At 69.5% G+C, this 17391-nt stretch carries 16 protein-coding genes and 5 pseudogenes; 10 read left to right on the top strand and 11 right to left on the bottom strand.

The genetic code is table 11. The features are described from left to right. The first annotated feature begins 32 nt into the window (after window positions 1-32). Window positions 33-434 (top strand): DUF742 domain-containing protein, encoded by a 402-nt coding sequence (locus tag ABT114_RS38175; RefSeq protein ID WP_390649521.1) that lies wholly within the window; start codon window positions 33-35, stop codon window positions 432-434. Between the two features lie 249 nt (window positions 435-683). Next, the gene (locus tag ABT114_RS38170) at window positions 684-1289 is read left to right on the top strand and encodes a GTP-binding protein (protein ID WP_351148164.1); all 606 of its coding nucleotides are present in this window, start codon (window positions 684-686) and stop codon (window positions 1287-1289) included. 28 nt (window positions 1290-1317) lie between these two features. Here the strand turns inward: ABT114_RS38170 and ABT114_RS38165 are convergent, their stop codons facing one another. Next, a complete protein-coding gene (locus ABT114_RS38165) occupies window positions 1318-1746 on the bottom strand; it encodes a PPOX class F420-dependent oxidoreductase (protein WP_351148161.1) in 429 nt (142 codons plus the stop codon). A 93-nt stretch (window positions 1747-1839) separates the two neighbouring features. On the opposite strand from ABT114_RS38165, the gene ABT114_RS38160 reads away from it, so the two are divergent. Both ABT114_RS38160 and ABT114_RS38155 read left to right on the top strand, forming a co-directional pair. Then, window positions 1840-2253, top strand: coding sequence for a roadblock/LC7 domain-containing protein (locus ABT114_RS38160; protein WP_351148158.1), 414 nt, complete (start codon window positions 1840-1842; stop codon window positions 2251-2253). Between the two features lie 125 nt (window positions 2254-2378). Beyond that, the gene (locus ABT114_RS38155; protein ID WP_351148155.1) at window positions 2379-3287 is read left to right on the top strand and encodes a DUF6397 family protein; all 909 of its coding nucleotides are present in this window, start codon (window positions 2379-2381) and stop codon (window positions 3285-3287) included. On the opposite strand, the pseudogene ABT114_RS50740 reads toward ABT114_RS38155, so the two are convergent. Next, window positions 3266-3457, bottom strand: a pseudogene (locus ABT114_RS50740) (acyl-CoA thioesterase II); the annotation flags it as partial. The gene ABT114_RS38155 and the pseudogene ABT114_RS50740 overlap by 22 nt on opposite strands. 371 nt (window positions 3458-3828) lie before the next feature. Between ABT114_RS50740 and ABT114_RS38145 the strand changes: the two are divergent. Continuing rightward, window positions 3829-4074 (top strand): annotated as a pseudogene (locus ABT114_RS38145) (GNAT family N-acetyltransferase); the annotation flags it as partial. 60 nt (window positions 4075-4134) lie between these two features. On the opposite strand, the gene ABT114_RS38140 reads toward ABT114_RS38145, so the two are convergent. From ABT114_RS38140 to ABT114_RS38115, 6 genes are all read right to left on the bottom strand, one after another. Beyond that, complete coding sequence (locus tag ABT114_RS38140) at window positions 4135-5622, bottom strand: FGGY-family carbohydrate kinase (RefSeq protein WP_351148152.1); 1488 nt, start codon at window positions 5620-5622, stop codon at window positions 4135-4137. 94 nt (window positions 5623-5716) lie between these two features. Beyond that, window positions 5717-6142 (bottom strand): hypothetical protein, encoded by a 426-nt coding sequence (locus tag ABT114_RS38135; RefSeq protein WP_351148149.1) that lies wholly within the window; start codon window positions 6140-6142, stop codon window positions 5717-5719. A gap of 360 nt (window positions 6143-6502) precedes the next feature. After that, window positions 6503-6667 carry a hypothetical protein gene (locus tag ABT114_RS38130; RefSeq protein WP_351148146.1) on the bottom strand — a complete coding sequence of 55 codons (165 nt, stop codon included), beginning with the start codon at window positions 6665-6667 and terminating at the stop codon, window positions 6503-6505. Between the two features lie 13 nt (window positions 6668-6680). Next, a complete protein-coding gene (locus ABT114_RS38125; protein WP_351148143.1) occupies window positions 6681-6887 on the bottom strand; it encodes a DoxX family protein in 207 nt (68 codons plus the stop codon). Window positions 6888-6944: 57 nt separating this feature from the next. Further along, window positions 6945-7787 (bottom strand): NAD(P)H-binding protein, encoded by an 843-nt coding sequence (locus ABT114_RS38120; protein ID WP_351148136.1) that lies wholly within the window; start codon window positions 7785-7787, stop codon window positions 6945-6947. Window positions 7788-7982: 195 nt separating this feature from the next. Further along, complete coding sequence (locus tag ABT114_RS38115; RefSeq protein ID WP_351148133.1) at window positions 7983-8441, bottom strand: nuclear transport factor 2 family protein; 459 nt, start codon at window positions 8439-8441, stop codon at window positions 7983-7985. A 134-nt stretch (window positions 8442-8575) separates the two neighbouring features. Between ABT114_RS38115 and ABT114_RS38110 the strand changes: the two genes are divergently transcribed. Continuing rightward, on the top strand, window positions 8576-9466 hold the full coding sequence (locus ABT114_RS38110) for a LysR family transcriptional regulator (protein WP_351148131.1): 891 nt from the start codon (window positions 8576-8578) through the stop codon (window positions 9464-9466). Between the two features lie 61 nt (window positions 9467-9527). Here the strand turns inward: ABT114_RS38110 and ABT114_RS38105 are convergent. From ABT114_RS38105 to ABT114_RS38095, 3 genes and pseudogenes are all read right to left on the bottom strand, one after another. Then, a pseudogene (locus tag ABT114_RS38105) lies at window positions 9528-10295 on the bottom strand (DUF317 domain-containing protein); the annotation flags it as partial. Between the two features lie 65 nt (window positions 10296-10360). Continuing rightward, a pseudogene (locus tag ABT114_RS38100) lies at window positions 10361-11474 on the bottom strand (DnaB-like helicase N-terminal domain-containing protein). Further along, window positions 11474-12523: a DNA cytosine methyltransferase gene (locus tag ABT114_RS38095; RefSeq protein WP_351148214.1), complete on the bottom strand. Its 1050-nt coding sequence runs from the start codon at window positions 12521-12523 to the stop codon at window positions 11474-11476. The pseudogene ABT114_RS38100 and the gene ABT114_RS38095 overlap by 1 nt, the downstream one beginning before the upstream one ends. Window positions 12524-13369: 846 nt before the next feature. Here ABT114_RS38095 and ABT114_RS38090 point away from each other — a divergent pair. The 4 genes and pseudogenes from ABT114_RS38090 to trxA all read left to right on the top strand — a co-directional run bounded on the left by ABT114_RS38090 (window position 13370) and on the right by trxA (window position 17388). Further along, window positions 13370-14554 (top strand): DUF4241 domain-containing protein, encoded by a 1185-nt coding sequence (locus ABT114_RS38090; RefSeq protein ID WP_351148129.1) that lies wholly within the window; start codon window positions 13370-13372, stop codon window positions 14552-14554. A 417-nt stretch (window positions 14555-14971) separates the two neighbouring features. Then, window positions 14972-15523 (top strand): P-loop nucleotide/nucleoside kinase family protein, encoded by a 552-nt coding sequence (locus ABT114_RS38085; protein ID WP_351148126.1) that lies wholly within the window; start codon window positions 14972-14974, stop codon window positions 15521-15523. A 1142-nt stretch (window positions 15524-16665) separates the two neighbouring features. Continuing rightward, a pseudogene (locus ABT114_RS38080) lies at window positions 16666-16842 on the top strand (IS256 family transposase); the annotation flags it as partial. Between the two features lie 87 nt (window positions 16843-16929). Continuing rightward, window positions 16930-17388, top strand: coding sequence for a thioredoxin (gene trxA / locus ABT114_RS38075; RefSeq protein WP_351148123.1), 459 nt, complete (start codon window positions 16930-16932; stop codon window positions 17386-17388). Window positions 17389-17391: the final 3 nt, after the last annotated feature.

Raw genomic sequence — 17391 nt, 5'->3', positions numbered from 1 at the left:
CGAGAGAGCGGTCCGCGGAGATGACCGAAGGCATGCGAGACGCCCCGCGCGAGCAGGGCAGCCAGTGGTACGACAATGAGGCCGGGCCCCTCGTGCGCCCGTACGCCATGACGGGCGGCCGAACCAAGCCCGGCCCCACCGGGGTGCGCTTCGACCTGATCGCGCTCGTCACTCTGGACCCGGGGGCGCCCGGAGTCGACGACGACATCGGTCTCGGTCCGGAGCACCGGGCCCTCATCGACCTGTGCCGCACGGAGACACAGTCCGTGGCCGAACTCGCCGCGGACGCCGACCTTCCCGTGGGCGTGGTCCGGGTGCTCCTCGGCGACCTGCTGGAACTCGGCTGCGTCACCGTCAGCCGTCCGGTGCCGCCCGCGCAGTTGCCCGACGAACGGATCCTGCGCGAAGTGATCGAGGGGCTGCGGGCACTGTAGATGAACGTTCAGAACCACGCGGACTCGTATGGACGCGTACAGCGCCGACTTCAGCCGCCTTGTGTGTATCGAGCGGGCGTGAGTCGGCCGGATCGGACGAAAAGCGGTCGAATCCTCCGGAAAGAGGGCGTGGTTGTCATGATGCTGACTTCGCGCACTCGCCCAGCAGCCGCGTGCGGACCTTCCGCCCGGGCGCGGCACACACGTACTGACGTCGACCGTTGCCGGCACTCCCGAGAGAAGTGATCGATGGTCTCCGAGCACTCCGATGCCATGGATGGCGAGACGGCCGCCCTGGCGTTGAAGATACTGGTCGCCGGCGGGTTCGGCGTGGGCAAGACCACCCTGGTGGGCGCGGTCAGCGAAATCAGGCCGCTGCGCACCGAGGAACTACTCAGCGAAGCCGGCCAGCTGGTGGACGACACCGACGGGGTGGACCAGAAGGTCACGACGACCGTCGCGATGGACTTCGGGCGCATCACCATCCGCTCCGGCCTCTCCCTCTACCTGTTCGGCACACCGGGCCAGGACCGCTTCTGGTTCCTGTGGGACGAGCTGTCGCAAGGGGCCCTCGGGGCCGTGGTCCTCGCGGACACCCGGCGGCTGGAGGACTGCTTTCCCGCGGTGGACTACTTCGAGCACCGCCACATCCCGTTCGTGGTGGCCGTCAACTGCTTCTCGGACGCCCGGACCTACGGCGCCCAAGAGGTGTCGCGGGCCCTCGACCTCGACCGGGGAACGCCCGTGGTGCTCTGTGACGCCCGTGACCGCGACTCGGGGAAGGAGGTGCTGATCCGGCTCGTCGAGTACGCCGGGCGGATGCACACCGCCCGGCTGCTCGACTCGGTGGGGTGAGCGCAAGGCCCCCGGACTGGCGGCGCCGTCAGCCGGCGAGGGACTTCTCCGCCAGGACCTTCTCGATCGTGACGCGGACGAGGAGTTCCCCCGGGACACCATTGCGGGCGCCGAACTCCTCGGCTCGCTCCTCACCCATGTACCGGGCGGCGATGCGCGTGGCCCAGTGCCGCACCTCGTCCAGATCCTCCGAAAGCCCGGCCCGTCCCCGCAGCACCACAAAGTCGAACGGCGGCCGGTCGTCGTCCACGCACAGCGCGACCCGGCCGTCCCTGGCCAGATTGCGCCCCTTCACGGTCTCCTTGCCGGTGTTGAACACGAGCTCGTCCCCGTCCAGCAGGAACCAGATCGGCGCCACGTGCGGGCTCCCGTCTGCCCGAACGGTCGACAGCTTCCCGGTGCGGGTCCCGTACGAGACGAACGCCCGCCACTCGTCATCGGTCATCTTCTGTGCCATGCCCGCATCCTCCTTGCCCGGCGCCCAGCGGTGGGGAAGGCTGGCGGAGAGATCCTCCGGACAGGGGGAGACATCGTACGGGGAGACCGGATCATGGCGCAGAACCAGGGACTCGGCTGGCTGCTGGACGACCTGACCGAGCGTGTCGAACATGTACGGCACGCCTTGGTGTTGTCCAACGACGGACTGGTGACGGGGGCGAGTACGGGGCTACGGCGGGAGGACGCGGAGCATCTCGCCGCCGTGTCGTCCGGACTGCACAGCCTGGCCAAGGGCTCGGGACGCCACTTCGGCGCGGGCCGGGTACGCCAGACGATGGTCGAGTTCGACGACGCCGTGCTGTTCGTCACCGCGGCGGGCACCGGCAGCTGTCTGTGCGTGCTCAGTGGCGCGGAGGCTGACATCGGTCAGATCGCCTACGAGATGACACTGCTCGTCAACCGGGTCGGCGAGCACCTCGGCGTGGACGCCCGCCAGCCCGAGCGGACCCCGGCCGCAGACCTCTGACCTGCATCTTTGCCATCCCCCGTGGAGTTATCCACAGGCCCGCCACAAGATTCGCCGATGCGGCTACCGTTTTTCACGGCGAGCGCACACGGCGTGAGCCATCGACTCCACGGGGGAGACCGATCATGCCCGGCCACACCATCACGAAACCGCACGCCCTCACCTGCGCGCCGAGCCGCGCCGCCCGGGACCTGGGGCTCAAGCGGGGCGAGTTCGATCTCGCCGTACACCTCGGACGCATCCGGACCGTACCCGACGAAGGAGGCGGCGGAGCGCGTCGCGTCGCGCACACCGAGATCGAGCGGCTGCGTTCGGCGGATGACTTTCCCGAAGGACTCCGCGACAGTGTCAAGGTCGTGGGGACCAGGGAAGGCGCGGCCCTCATGGACGTGACGGCCGCCCGCTTCACACGCCTGGCGCGCCTGGGCCTGGTGATCCCAGTGAAGTTCTATCTGAACCGCTATCGCGCGGTGGTCTGGCTGTATCTCGCCGACGAACTGCGACAGTTCGCTGCCGGGCCGGAGAACACCCGGCTGCTGAGCGGGCGTACGCCTGAGGGGCTGCGGGACCAGCTGGACGCGGGACTGGACCTGCGGCCCCGGAACTGGCGGGGACGACACCTGGGATTCCTGCTGCGGAAGGCCGACGATCCCTGGGAGCGCGCGGGAGCCCTGGCCGCCCTGCTCGACCCCGTCCAGACCGCGGAGATCGTCACGGATCCCTATGAACGCGCCCACGTGAACCGGTTCCGGCCGGGGCCACCCGCCCAGGCTGCCCCGGGTTCGCCATCCGCGCACATCGCCGAGAAGATCATGACGGCGGCCGACCCGGACGAGATCGGCTGGCTGAGGGCCGACCTGGCCCGCACCCTCGAGGATGCCCGCCGACACCGGCCCGCGCCGCGCCCCGCACCCCACAAGGGCACGCCCGCAGCCCACCAGGCCCAGCCCGAGCCCCGAAGCGAAGCGCACGCGCCGGAACAACCGGAACGAGCCCGCGGCCTGCTGGGCTGGCTGCGCCGCAGAAGCTCCTGACCTACAGCGCCCGGAACAGGCCCCAGGTCGTAGATCCGTCCGCGGGCCAGACCCCGCCCGCCCGTCGCGATCGGCGACTCCTGGTCGTACAGGAACCACTCGTCCGCGCGGAAGGGGCGGTGGAACCACATGGCGTGGGCGGCGATAGAAGCGGCGAGTGCTCGGTGACCTGCATGTAGGCGCGCTGAGTGAGTGCCGCAGGTTTCCTGCGCGGAGGGGAGCCAGCAGATTCTTCGTCTGCTGGTGATACATGGTCTGCGCGCCTCTGAGCAGCACGAATGCGGTTGAGGGAGCGGTGTGTCGGCCCTGGCCCGAGCATGGCCCGGATCTTGATCGCAGCCTGTGTCAGCGATTGCGGAGGCCGGTCCCGACGAGGTGAGCTGAGGCGAAGGGACTTGGCGACAGGTCGCTTCATCACCTGCCGCAATTGGTGCGACTGACCATCTTGGGGCGGGCTGGAGGCCGTGGAGCGAGAACCGCAGAGTGTTGAGCGAGGTCGGTTCCCCCACACCGGCGGGAAAACCGTGGACGGCAGTTGCGGGGAGAGGTTCCGGGAGCCGGGGAGGCCGAGCTCGGCTACATGTTCCTGCCGGAGGCGTGGGGGCGCGGGTACGCCGCCGAGGCGTGCACAGCTGCACTGGACTGGTTCGCCGCGCCTCCCGACGAGCCGGTGGTGCTGTGCACCTAGACCGTCAACGACCCCTCGGTGCGCCTCGCGGTGAAGCCGGGGTTCACAGAGGTGGAGCGGTTCGAGGAGTACGGCGCTCAGCGGTGGTTCGGCGTGTGGTACTCGTCGTCCGGCTTCAGGACCGGACACGGAACGGGGCGGGCAGGGCGTAGGGCGACGTCACGGGGTATCTACTTCACGGCCGGTGTTCTGGTCGTGGGCCAGGGCATGGGTGACCGCGGTGGTGCTCTCGTACAGGACCCGGTACTGGGTGAACCGGCGGTCGTAGACACCCGCGGTGGCGGGATCGGGCCGGACCACCGATTCCGCCGGATTCCAGGCCGCGATGTCCGGTCGGCCGATCAGCCCGGCGGCGAGGAAGGCGGCACCGTAGCTGGCACCGATGGTCGTGCGGGCGACGATCTGTTCGAGACCGGTGACATCGCTGACGATCTGAGGCCACAGTCCGCCCCGGGTGCCGCCGCCGACCGCCACGATCCGCCGGATGTCGGCGCCGGCCGCGAGCATCGTCTCGACGTTGTGCCGGACACCGTAGGCGGTGGCCTCCAGCGCCGCCCGCATCAGGTCGGCCCGGGTGTGACCCAGCGTCAGGCCCGCGATCACGCCCCGGGCGTCGGGGTCCATGACGGGTGTCCGTTCCCCGGCGAAGTACGGCAGCATCGCCAGGCCGTTCGCACCCGGGGGCGAGGCGGCCGCCTCGTCGAACAGCACGCCGAGGTCGACGTCGCCGAAGAGGTGCCCGAGCCAGTCGGTGACGGCTCCGGAGGTGGCCATACCGCCGGCCAGGCAACGGGTGCCGGGCAGGGCGCCGACCGTGGACCACATCGACGGGCTGGTCACGAGCCGGTCGACGGTGTTCACCAGGAACATCGTGGTGCCGTACATCAGCATCAGGTCGCCGCCGCCGTGGCCGCCGACGCTGATGGCCTCGCTCCAGGCGTCGATCGTCCCCACGATGACCGGCGTCCCGGCCGGGACGCCCGCGACGGGCGTGCTCACCCGGCCGGCCTCCTCGCCCGGCCAGCGCAGCGGGGGGAGTTCGATGCCGGGTGCGATGTGCTCGGCCCACTCGGGGATCCAGCGCTGCTCGTGGATGTCGAACAGCGGGGTGCACTGGCTGGCGGAATGCAGGTCCAGCACGTAGGCGCCGGTCAGCCGGTGGGCGAGCCACGAGGCAGGCATGAGGAGGCGGCGGGCGCGTGCCCACACCCCGGGCTCCCGCTCGCTGATCCAGGCGAGTTTCGGCCCGACGGCCTGGGACGACAGCGCCGAACCGCACCTGCGGAAGACGGTGTCCGACCCCAACTCCCGGTTCAGCCGGGCGATCTGTTCCTCGGCGCGGGTGTCCACCCCGTACAGCACCGCCGGACGCACCGGCTCTCCCGCGTCATCGACCAGAAGGGTGCACGGGCCCATGCCGCTGACTCCGACGGCGCGGACGGTGACGTCGTCGCGATCGAGCAACTCGGCCGCGAGCGAGACGAACTCGTCCCACCACACATGTGCGTCCATCTCGACGTGCCCCGGCCGGGGACGGTCGACCACGTGACTGCGTACGGCCTCACCCAGGATGCGGCCGGCAGTGTCGACTACCACGCCCTTGGTGCTGGAGGTGCCAACGTCAACTCCGAAGACGACGTCGATCATGTACTGCCTCCCTTGGCGCCAGGTGCGCTACCGTAGGTTGTCGCTCGGTCCGGCGGACGGCCGCGGTTCAGCCGGACGGCTACCGGAGATGTCGTCACATCTGTTGAGGGAACAACGCCCCGAACCTCAGGGCAAGTTGATCACGAACCTCGCTCGGTATGCGCATACCACACCAACGACGGAGAGACCGTGAAGCAACGTGTTGATTCTTTACGGGCCCTAAGTTCAGCGTGTTGAAGTTGGGGGTGGTGGAACTCGGGTCAGCGCGGGGCTGAGGGCGGTCACGGCCCGCGTAGCGGGCGGCGTTGTCCAGGCGCGTGGTGAAGCCGCCCGCGGTGTCGCGGGTGAGCAGCAGCAGCGGTTCGACAGCGGTCAGGTCGGGGGTGTCGGTGATGCCGCCGGTCTTGCGGGTGGCGGTGACGGCGATGAGGTCGCCGCCGGGGGCGAGGCTGTCGAGGTAGGCGGTGTTGCGTCGGACGCGCTCGCCGTTCGGCAGGCGCTTGGCGGCCCAGGACGCCAAGGGGTACGCAGCCGCCGAGGAGGATCACGGTGGTGCCCCGGGCGGGGGTACGACGGGTATTGACGGGCAGGTCTGCCAGCAGTTTGCCTTCGGGCGTCCGCAGCGGGGTCCGGGGGACGTCGCCGTGGTGGGGGGAGGGCGATGGCAGGGGCCGGCGCCGAGGTGAAGCGGTAGGGCAGGTGGGGGCCGAACTCGGCGTAGGCGGTGTTGCGGCCGAGGGCGCCGCGGACGATCAGGTAATTGGGTTCGGCGTTGTAGTAGGGCATGGAGTTGACGTCACCTCGGCGCGGGCCGCGGATGTGCGTCTGCGGCCGAGGTGTGGGAACCGACGACACTGGTGCGAGGGACCGACGACCTCTGTCAGCTGCCGAAGGACCAAGGGCCGAAGCGGCCCCACGCGATGAAGATGGCAAGCGCGAGATAGACCGTGTTCAGGAGCACCAGTTTGGACTGACCGAGGCGGCCGTGGGTGAGCATGGCGCCGACCATGAGGGCGATCCAGCAGGCGGCCGTCACTGGCACCATGACCGGTGCGATGTCAGAGCACGGCGGGCAGGGTCAGGCCGATCGCGGCCAGGAGTTCGAGGACCCCGAGGGTCTTGATGAAGCCGGGTCTTGCGTCTTGCGTCCATTCCCCGCCGTGCTGCGCGGCCAGTCTCGCCTTGGGGATGAAGGTCTTGCTGATGCCGCCGGCCAGGGCGACTGCGGTCAGCAGTCCGGCAGCGATCCAAAGAGCGAGGTTCATGGGTGGACTCCCAGTCTTGTGTGAGGTGAGTGCGGTGTCGTGGGAATCGGCGGCGAATCAGCCGCCGAAGGCGGGTGCGTTGTCGCGTGCCCAGTCGGCGAAGGTGCGCGCGGGTCGGCCCAGCAGGTCTTCCACGGTGCTGGAGGTGGGTCCTGGGCGGTGGGCGTAGTCGGCCAGGGAGCCGAGCAGGCGGTCGGGGACCTCCTCGGGCAGCCCTTGCGCGAGCATGCCCTGGCGTATGTGCTCCGGCGGGAGCTCCTGGAAGGACAGCGCCCGGCCGAGCGCGGCGCCGATGAGGCGCACCTTCTCAACCTGGTCCAGTGACTGTGGCCCGGTCAGCGTGTGGATTGACCCCGGGGGAACGCTGCCGCGGAGGGCGCGTGCGGCGACCGCCGCGATGTCGGTTTCGTGGATGGGCGAGGTGGCGGCTCGGCCGTACGCGCCGCGCACCACGTCACCGGACCTGATCTGCGGCGCCCAGGCCAGTGCATTGGCCGCGAAGTCGGCCAGGCGCAGGACCGTCCAGTCCAGGCCGGAGCTGCTGACGAGGTCCTCGGCGTACCGGAACTGCGCGGCGAAGCGGGCTTCCCCCGCGGGATACTCCACGGTGGTGGCCGACAGCAGCACCACACGCTGCACGCCCTGTCCGACGGCGAGCCGCAGGAGTTCGCCAAGTCCCGGGCCGGTGGCGCGCGGGCTGATCTGCAGGGCCTCCACTCCTTCCAGCGCCGCCTCGATCCACTGTGGGCGAAACAGGTCGCCGCTGACGGCTTGGACGCTGTCCGGGAGCGCGGCCGAGCCGGGACCGCGCGTGACCGCAGTGATGGCCGTGCTCTCCTGCAGCAGCAGGTTCATCACCTGACGCCCGACGACGCCGTTGGCTCCAGTTATCAGGATCATGACAGTTACTCCTTTACTCGATGCTGAGTTCGGTTGACGCGGAGGATGGAGGTATGCGCCGGTCGTCGGTCATGGCGAGCCGTCCCGATCGGGTCGAGTGCTAGTAATGGGTGTCTGTGGACTCGGGGAAGGGCAGTCGCCACGCGATGCGGCCAGGGTGGTTGATGCGCCTCCCGGTCGGCCCGTCGGTGGTTGTCAGACGCGCCTGTGCCCCAGGTGTCGGGGCGGTGAGCCCGTCAGCGGGGTGGAGTCGAGGTACCTGACCTCGTAGACACGTTCGCTGAACTTCCAGCCGTCGGACGTGCGCTGGTAACGGTCGTGATAGAGGGCGTAGTTCAGGTGTGATCTGCCGTCGTGCATCCGCCCGAATTCCTGGATGTAGACGCGCCCGGCCGCGGTGTCTCCGTCGAGCCGGATGACACCGGGGTGGACGTGCTGTATGAAGAACTCCCACAGTCCTTGCCCCCACTCGATCCCCGCGCGGATCTCCTCGCGGCCGACGAACTCCTTGTCGATGTGCGGCCATCGCATGGCGCCGTCGGGAGTGAACAGCGAGGCGACGCGGTCGAAGTCGCGCATCATCACAGCGTCGGTGACCTCGGCGCGCAGCCCCTCGATCTCGAAGCGATCGACGACGGCCTGCATAGCGCTCATCGAATTTCCCTGCCTTACCGATGCGTCAGTCAGGCGTCTACCGCCTGTCGGTGGGTGATGTGTCCAGCATCGATGCAGGTCAGCGGCTGAGCAATGTAGAGTCCGTGGAGCTATCCATAATGTGGGGGTTATGTATGGAGCTGCGCGACATCGAGATCTTCCTGACACTGGCGGAAGAGCTGCACTTCGGGCGCACCGCCGAACGGCTTCACGTGTCCCAGGCCCGGGTCAGCCAGGCCATCCGCAGACAAGAACGCAGCCTTGGCGTGGCCCTGTTCGATCGCACCAGCCGACGCGTGGCCCTGACCCCTGTCGGCCGACGCCTGCGTGAAGACCTCCAGCAGGCCCTCGACCTCCTCCACGCAGGACTCGCCCGCGCCCAAGCAGCCGGCCCGGGCGCGGGCCGGACCCTGCGGCTGGGCGTCTTCGGCCACGCCGGACACGAACTACGCCCCCTCGTCGACGCGTTCCGCACCCGCTACCCCGGCAGCGACATCGAGTTTCGCGAAATCAACGGCAACGACGCGTTCACGGCCCTGCGCACCGGAGAGCACGACGCGCACGTGCTGTGGCTGCCCGTCGCCGAACCGGACCTCACCGTCGGCCCCACCGTGCTCACCGGAGGCCGCGTGCTGGCCGTGGCCGCGGACCATCCGCTCGTCCAACGCGGCACCGCGTCCCTGGAAGACCTCGCCGATGACCACGTCGTCGACCTCGGCCCCGAAGCCCCCGAGTACTGGGTCGCCTCCATGGTCCCCACCCGCACCCCGCTCGGCCGCCGTATCCCCCGCGGGCCTGCCGCGCGGACCTTCCACGAGATCCTCTCCCTGGTCGCTGCCGGACGCTGCGTCCACCCGCTGGGCGAAATCGCCGCGCGCTACAACAAGCCCCCCGGCATCGTCTTCCTGCCCCTCCACGACGCCCCCACCCTCGAATGGGCGCTCACCTGGCGCACCAGCGCTGACAGCCCCACCATCCGCGCACTGGCCCAAACCGCCGCCGACCTCGGCCCCATCACACTGTGACAGCGACCGGGGCCCGCCAAGCTGGCATGGAGCCACCCCTGTTGGATCAGCTTCAACACGCTGATTCAACAGGGAAGGCCTGCCACTTCTCGAACTCGCCGTGCGCGTAGAGGAAGGCGTCGAGGAGAGCGTCGTGGTCGCCGGCGTCGGCCAGGTAGACGGGGACGGTCTCCGGCTCAGGGCGGGAGGGTTCGGACCTGGCCGTGGTGATGTCGAAGACGGAGCGGGCCTCGATGGCGGCGCGTTCGGTGTCGGTCAGGGGCGCCGGGCCGGGGCGCATCTCGGCCGCGTGAACCTTCTCGAAGGCGAGCAGGGCCTGCGCGGGTGAGTCGAAGGTGTCGGCGACCTGGCGCAGGTGGTCTTCGCCGTGCAGGTAGACGGACTTGCCGCCTGGGCCGACGTAGGTGCCGACCGCGACGGTGGTGTGGCCGTCGTGGGCGTGGGCGTGGATGAGGAGCTGGCCGCGGCGGATGTCGTCGTGGATCTTCTGCGCCTGATTGGAGACCTCGCGGATTTCGCTGCGGGTGCACCACGGCATCGGATAGTTCGCCCAGGTCCATTCCTCGTCCATGGCATCCCGGAGCCGAGGGGTGATCTCGACGGTGATGCCTTCGGCGATCAGGTGCTTGGCTGCGTCCTCGGCCCAGTAGGGCTCCTCATGATCGATGCGGGCCAGGACCAGGACGTTGTCGGCGGCGACGCTCCAGTCGGCAGCCTCCAGAGCCATGAGAGCGACGCGGGCCTGGGTGCCGGTCAGGACGGCTGTCACGGCGCTGGGATGAGTGGGGTGGGTGTCGAGGCGGACGTGGGCGTCGATGGCGGGAGTCACGGTGGGGTCTCGTCTCTTCTGCCGGTGGCCGGGCCTTCGGCCCCGGCCACCGGTGTACGCGGGGGCTATCGGGTTGCTCGTGTGGCGCGGGCGGTGTGCGCGGCCGAGGTGGTCGGCGGGCCGGCGCGCGTGGTGGGCGCCGGTCGCCGCCGCTGTGGCGGGGCGGCTCCGGTGGCGTGCTGCCAGCGGGTGCGGACAGCGCCGATATCGGCGAGGGCGCGGCGGGCGCCGACGACGAGCTGGAACGGAGTGTTCGCCGGGTCGCCGGCGTACGCCTCGATCCGCCGGCCGGTGTGCGCGGCCGTGGCCAGGAGAGAGCGCTGCAGGGCGCGCTCGCCCCAGTGCTCGACGGAACCGGCCGGTTCGGCCAGCAGGCGAAGGACCCCGCCCGGTTCACTGCCGTCGTCCAGCAGGCCGCGCTGCTGGGCTTCCCACAGGACCGTGACGGGGTCGACGGGCTCGCGGCGGCGGGCCAGGGCGGTCAGGCACTGCCACAGGCCGGCGTGCAGCGGCAGGGTGAGGTCGTCGGGGAGCAGCCACCGGACGGCTTCGATGTCGGAGGGTAGGCCGTGGCAGTGGCGAGCAGGATCTGCTCCTCCTCGACGGCCTCTGCGGGGTCGGGCGCGGCGGGCGGCGGCGGTGCCGTGGTGCGGGGCAGCACGCCTGCGCGTGGCGGGAAGCGGTTCGCGATGTCGTCCACGACCGCGGCGAGCGCGTCGTCCTCGGCGAGCACCGTCTGCACGGGGTGCGGGAGGGAGGCGTCGTGGACGGTGTGGACGAGGCGTTCGGCGGCCGTCTGCAGGCGGCGGCGGGCGTGTTCTCGACCATCCGGGCATAGGTGGCGGCGTGGCTGGGCCAGGGGCAGACCTGGACGAGGGTGTGCAGGTAGGAGGCGGTCAGCCCGCGCGCCTGCTCCCGGCCCGTGGCGAGTACGCGGTCGAGCCACTTGGTGTTCTTCGCGTGCTCGGCGGGGTCGGGCCGCGGCAAGGTAGTGATCGCGGCGTACAAGGCGGCGTGCGCGGCGGTGGAGAACGAGTCGGCGGCGATGCCGCTCACGTCGTCCAGACGGTGCGGGTCGAGGAGGAGGGCCCCGAGGAGGGCCTGCTCGACGTGGAACACCGGCTGGGGCGGTGCGATGGCGTCGAGGTCGTCTTCGTCGGGTTCGGGGACGTGGGGCATCAGGCGGCGAGGGTGAAGTCGTCGGGTTCGAGGGTGACGCCGAGGTGTGGGGCGAGGAGGTGGCCGGCGAGCAGCGGGGGCACGGCGTTGCCGATCTGGGAGAACTGCTGGCCCTTGTTGCCGGCCCAGGGGTAGTCGGCGGGGAAGGTCTGCAGGAGGCCGGCCTCGCGGGCGGTGATCCGGATCGGCTCGGGCACGGCTGGCGCATCGGTTTCTTCGGCCGACGGTGATGCGGGCTCGGCGACCCAGGTGCACTCGTTCGCGCGGTGTCCGAAGAACAGCGTGCCGGCCGGCTCGGACAGCGGACGGACCGTGGCGTTGGCCTGGTTGTTGCTGCGCAGGGACCAGGACCAGCGGTGCGCCTCGGCGGTGAACGTCGGCGCCGGAGCGTCGGCGGCCCGGTTCTCGCGTGTGCCGTGCCGGGCCGCCCATCCGGCGCCTTCGCGACGGGACTGCAGAACCACCCCGTCCGGGCGGGGCATCCAGGTGCCGCGCTCTCGGGCGTCGGACAGCGTCTTGCGGGAGCCTGACGGGAACGGTTCGGGGCCGCCGCCGGGCCCGCCGCCCGCGCAGACGGTGGGGACGGGCCGGTCGGTCGCGCCCCATCCGAGGGCCTCGGCCATGCTGACCCAGCGGGCGCGGCCCGGACCGAACAGCGCCAGCTCGGCGAGTTGGGAGTGCGTGGGCGTGGGCGGCTGCGCTGTACGGACGCGGGAGGCCAGGAGGATCGCTCGCTTCCTGGTCTGCGGGACGCCGAAGTCGGCTGCGTTGAGGATTCCGTACCAGACGGAGAATCCCCACCCGCGCAGGACGGCGGCGTACTCCTTCCACAAGGGCAGGACGTCCGGTACTTCCTCCATGGCGACCCAGTCGGGCTCGCCGACCGTGTTCAGGGCGTACAGGTAGCGCATCGGCTCGGCGGCGAGCAGGGAGCGCTCGTCGCGGCATGCGGCGAGGAGGCGTTCGCGGGTGTCGCGACCGGCGGCCAGGTCCTCGACCGCCGCGTGCACCAGCGGTTGGTCGAGCAGGCCGAGGCGCTTGCCGGCCATGCTCCACGCCTGGCACGGCGGCGAGGCGATCACACCGCGGGTGCGGCCGATGAAGGGCCAGGTCGGGTACCTCGCCACGTCGGTGCGGATGGTCAACTGGCCAGCCGCAGCGCGGGCCTTGCACGCCCACTGGTCCCATTCCAGTCCGACGTCGCGCATGCCGAGGACGTGCAGTGCCCTGCTCCAGCCGCCCCGCAGTCTGTGACGGCAGACGCCGTGTCCCACGCAGGCCATGTCGCTTTACGCGAGGGTCGAGGGTCCTCGTCGTGTCGCGTTGTAGCGAGGCATGTTGTCCCTTTGCCCTGCACGGCTGCGTGACTGAGATCATGTCTGCGTGGGGGTGCTAAGTCAGCTGGAACGATAGGCGAAGGTATGGGTTCGACCACAGGGGCCTCTCGTGTAGGGGGCGTTGGTGGCCTCTCGCAGCGATTGAGCGTTGTCATCGGTTGAGAGGTGTCGGGTGGAGGCGGCATGCTGATCCGACATGCCGGGCAACCGACGGAATTCGTTGACCAGCCGTAACGTGGCTTCCGCCGGGTTGGATTCCCGCGCAGGAGTGCCCACGTTCCCGCCCCTGAGCGTCGGCGCTGACGCGAACGCACGCATCACCGATGGGGCCCGCCGAACCGACTGTGTTTCGTCACCTGGGGCGGCCCATTTCGTCGGTAACCCCAGGTTGCTGGCCTCCCACAATCCTATGTGTCACACCTCAGTGGCAGACTGGCGGCACAACGAAGCTTCGGAAGGGCAGCGCGATGCGGCAGGGTCACCCGTCGAGCGCCACTGCTCGGGGGTGGCTGGTGCCACGGGGGGAGATGCGCGGCTGTGATCTTCGACAGTCTTGATGTGTCGTACGGCGACATGTGGGGTTCCCATCGGGGAATGACCCATCCGGACCCGATGTCGCGCGCGGTCGCGGCACGCAGACATGCTGCCGGGATGGATTACGCGGTTCTGCTGTCCGCGCGGGAGCGACCGCTGGCACTGGTCGAATACTGGCCGCGCCGGATGTGGCGTATGTATCTGTTCGACGACAGGTCCTGGCGCATGCAGATGATCGACCTCAAGCCGCACAGCACGGGGATGTTGTTGGCTCACCGGAACACCCGATGGCAGTTTTCCAACGAGCAGGAGCACTCGTCCGGGAAGTGGGATGTTCAGGAGACCACGACCGTCTCGGCCGACGGGCAGGTCGAGGTGAGGTCCGAGTTCGCCGGGCCGAGGGGAGCGTCGACGGAGCCACTGCACGCTCGAGCATCCGGCCCGTCGAGCGTCCCCGTGCGGCGGTTCCCGGCGCCCGTCGAAAGCTTCCTCTGCCCCGTACCGGAATTCGGCGACTGGCAGGTGTTCGCGCCGTTCCTCGCCCAGCAGGGCCACGAGCCCGCCACGACCGTAGCCCTGAGCGACGTGTCGGTGGACGAAGGATCGGGACCGCTGCGCGCCACCGGAATCGAGCAACTGTTCAGTCCGGGCGCGTGTGACACTCCGGATGGGCCGGCCGTCGTCGAGCCCGTTGACGCCGGCCTGCTGCGGATCACGTCAGGGCAGCTGGCGGTCTCGGACCCCGGCTGGATCGGAGAGACCCCGCGGACCGTCGCTGTGCCACCGGGCGAGTTCCCGGTCACGCTGTCGCTTTTGCGCACGACACGCGGGGCCGGTGTCGCCGCGGCCAGGGTGACGTTCCTGGACATCCCGCCCCGCGAGTGGGAAATGGCCCTCCGGCCCGACGAGGACCTGGGGCTGCTCGGCGAGGGCCAGTTCTACGGGGTTGGCGTGGATACCGGCACAGCGGCTTTCATGGATGCGACTCGGACGGTGATCGAAGGCCAGCTGGACGAGGACCTGTTCATACCCCTCGACAGCCATTTCACCGTCGAACTGCCCAGCACGGAGCCCGAGCCGAACCTCATCGCCTTCCGTGCCGGCCAGGGCGACGGGGCCTACCCCGTCTGGATCGGCCGCACCGATGACGGACAGGTTGGTTGCGTCGTCGTCGACTTCCAGCTCCATTCAGCCGACGGGGGAGAGTAAGGAGCCGCCGACCATCGGCGTGAGGCCGCACTGCCCGAGACTGGGACCGTGGCGAACCTCCAGAGTGCACACGGCGATTGAGGAGCTCGACAACTCGATCACCGACTTCGGCCTGGTGGACGCCTTCCCGGAGGACGTCAAGGAAGCTCGCCAGCGGTACTGCGCGTCGATGCACATGGGCGATAGGGCCACCGACGCAATGCGCTGGCATGGTGGGCCAGCAAGTCCAGCAGGGCGTGCATCCCGCGCAGATACGCAGAAGTTCCCGCACACGGGAGCCGCCTTCGGTGGGATCGGCGTCAGCCCAATCGCCCGGCCGACGACGGACTGCGTTTCGTCACCCACACAGCCCCATTTCGTCGGTACGCCATGCCGGGCCCGGGTCGCGGGCACGGCGACGGGGCGGGGAGGATCGCGTTGATCGTCTGGGTGAACGGTGCGTTCGGTAGCGGAAAGAGCACCCTGGTAGACGAGTTGCGTGCGCGCTGGCCCGAGGCACTGGTCTACGACCCGGAGATGGTCGGCTATGTGCTGCGAGAGATCGTGGAGGTGCCGACCGGCGACTTCCAGGACCTTCGGCTGTGGCGGCGCCAGGTCGCTGACCTGGCGGTGGGACTGATCGAGGAGTATCGCCGCCCGGTCCTCATCCCGATGACCTTGGTGAATCCTGGTTATGTCGGTGAGATCTTTGGCGCGTTGAAGGATGCAGGCATCGACGTCCACCACTTCTTCCTTAAGGTCTCCCGAGAGGTTCTGGAGCAGCGGATCGACGACCGCAGTTTCACCCCGGACAGCCCAGAGCAGGACGAGAAGGTTCGGCGCTGGTGCAAGGAAAGGATTTCGCCGTGCATGGCCGCTGCCGACACCTTGCCCGGTGACACCGTGTTCCTGGATGGCGAGTTGACACCGCAGAAGTTGGCCGACCAGGTGCTGGTCCGGGTCCGAGCCGGTGGAACCTCCGAGGTGTGATCGCGGTGAAACGAGGGGGCGGACGGCGAGGGAGCACGGTTGGCAGTGTCGACGGGATCCCTCGCCGTGTCCGGGCTTGTGGGGAGACGCCCGTCCAACTGCAGTTCGCTGACCAGCTGCGGGAACTGACGGGCCAGGTCGGCGACCTGCTCGTCCGACAGCACCATGGGCGGTTGACCCCTGCGGAGCAGATCGCCCTGGGCCTGCTCGGCAATGTCTTCCAGTGCGTTCTGCTGGGCCTCGGTCATGGAGGACAGGTAGTGGTCGCCTTCCACTCCCGGGGTGTGGTTGGGGTCGATCGTCGAGCGCCGGCTGCCGATCCAGGAAGAGCGGTCCCGGTGTGACTCGAACGTCGTGCGGATCCGGTGACGGTGCACTGTCACCGGCGCCCCGTTGGCGTCGATCACTTCCGAATTCCGGGACCAGTCGACGGTGGTGGACTTGTAGGGGCGCCCGTACCGCCACGGCCCGAGGCCCTCCTCGCCCGTGCGACGCGAGGTGTAGGCGAGCCACAGCCACAGCCCGTTGCGCAGCTGCGGTGGGCAGTGTGACCTCGTCAGTTCGACATACTCGAGCCACCGTTCCAGCAGCCGTACCGCCTTGCTCGGCAGCGTGATGCTCTCCTCGGACGTACGGCCCTTGATGTATCGGACCAGGACGGTGCTGTCGCCGGCCCAGTCAAGTCCGTCGACGCCCAGATCAGCGATGCCGTCCGGCACGATGCCGCTGTACACGCCGAACAGCACCTGGTAGGCGATGATGACGCGGGGGCTGGGGAAGAGCGCTTCACGAGCTTCCACGAAGAATCGCTGACGGTCACGGCCGATCCGGTGGCGCATCTCCTCGTACGAGAATCCGTCGCGTTGCCCCAACTCCCGTGCTGTCACCGGGCCGTGGTGCACCATCAACCAGAAGATGTTCTCCCGCGTCCAGCCATGCGCGTAAGGATCCGCGCTGGACTCCGCCGTTGCTCTGGCCGCCCGGTACGCAGCCCAGGACTCCTTGGCGATCATTCGGGCCGCACGGGTCAGCCCTGCCCAGGCGATTTCGTCGTACGGCGGCAGCGGCTCACTGTTCGGGTGCCGGTTGTAAAGACGCCCCCGAACAAGCTCCCGCAGATCCGGCGCCAGCACGGGAGTGCCGTCCGGGCCCGCGGGCATTTCCCGAACGAGGCCGCAGCCCTCAAATGCGTCTACATGGCCGTCATGAGCCTCGACCCCACGGGCCAGGGACGCAAACCCTGGACCATGCGTTGGAAGCCCGCATTCCAGGCCTTCGACATCGCCTTCGACGGCCGACTCTCCGTCGGCCGCCGCTAACTCACATCACCCGAGTTACACCGTTGGCTGGACAGACCCAGTGGTCACCTACGCCCAGCCCGAGGACGTGAAGGGAGCGCGGGCGGCATGAGCACGATGCAGGCGACGACCGTCAGTTGTCCGAACTGCGGGCGCACCAACCGGGTGCCCGTGGCCGCGGAGGGCCGCCCCAAGTGCGGCCACTGCAAGCAGCCCCTACCGTGGATGGTGGACGCGGGCGACGACGACTTCACCGAGGTCGCCGAGCGGGCCGACGTCCCCGTCGTGGTCGACCTGTGGGCCACCTGGTGCGGTCCCTGCCGCATGGTGAGCCCCGCGCTGGAGAAGGTCGCCGCCGATCTCGCGGGAACGATCAAGCTGGTCAAGGTCGACATCGACAAGAACCCGCGCCTGGCGCGGCGGTTCGAGGTCCAGGCGGTACCGACGCTGCTGGTCCTCGACAAAGGACAGACCATCGCCCGGCAGGCGGGTGCCGCACCTGCCCCTGCCCTGCGGCGGTGGGTGGAGCAGTCGATCGCGGGCCGCGAAGCGGCCGGGAAAGGGTGATCG

It is taken from the genome of Streptomyces sp. NPDC002088 (assembly GCF_040296605.1).
Lineage (GTDB): Bacteria > Actinomycetota > Actinomycetes > Streptomycetales > Streptomycetaceae > Streptomyces.
The sequence above is the reverse complement of the archived record's forward strand: the minus strand, read 5'-3'. Positions and strand labels throughout refer to the sequence as shown.

Excerpts from the sequence above, each read along its gene's own strand:
- ABT114_RS38120 (WP_351148136.1), bottom strand. The coding sequence starts at position 7,787 with ATGATCCTGATAACTGGAGCCAACGGCGTCGTCGGGCGTCAGGTGATG.
- ABT114_RS38155 (WP_351148155.1), top strand. The coding sequence starts at position 2,379 with ATGCCCGGCCACACCATCACGAAACCGCACGCCCTCACCTGCGCGCCG.
- ABT114_RS38095 (WP_351148214.1), bottom strand. The coding sequence starts at position 12,523 with ATGGCCGGCAAGCGCCTCGGCCTGCTCGACCAACCGCTGGTGCACGCG.
- ABT114_RS38170 (WP_351148164.1), top strand. The coding sequence starts at position 684 with ATGGTCTCCGAGCACTCCGATGCCATGGATGGCGAGACGGCCGCCCTG.
- ABT114_RS38110 (WP_351148131.1), top strand. The coding sequence starts at position 8,576 with ATGGAGCTGCGCGACATCGAGATCTTCCTGACACTGGCGGAAGAGCTG.
- ABT114_RS38175 (WP_390649521.1), top strand. The coding sequence starts at position 33 with ATGCGAGACGCCCCGCGCGAGCAGGGCAGCCAGTGGTACGACAATGAG.
- ABT114_RS38160 (WP_351148158.1), top strand. The coding sequence starts at position 1,840 with ATGGCGCAGAACCAGGGACTCGGCTGGCTGCTGGACGACCTGACCGAG.
- ABT114_RS38130 (WP_351148146.1), bottom strand. The coding sequence starts at position 6,667 with ATGGTGCCAGTGACGGCCGCCTGCTGGATCGCCCTCATGGTCGGCGCC.
- ABT114_RS38140 (WP_351148152.1), bottom strand. The coding sequence starts at position 5,622 with ATGATCGACGTCGTCTTCGGAGTTGACGTTGGCACCTCCAGCACCAAG.
- trxA (WP_351148123.1), top strand. The coding sequence starts at position 16,930 with ATGAGCACGATGCAGGCGACGACCGTCAGTTGTCCGAACTGCGGGCGC.
- ABT114_RS38125 (WP_351148143.1), bottom strand. The coding sequence starts at position 6,887 with ATGAACCTCGCTCTTTGGATCGCTGCCGGACTGCTGACCGCAGTCGCC.
- ABT114_RS38115 (WP_351148133.1), bottom strand. The coding sequence starts at position 8,441 with ATGAGCGCTATGCAGGCCGTCGTCGATCGCTTCGAGATCGAGGGGCTG.
- ABT114_RS38165 (WP_351148161.1), bottom strand. The coding sequence starts at position 1,746 with ATGGCACAGAAGATGACCGATGACGAGTGGCGGGCGTTCGTCTCGTAC.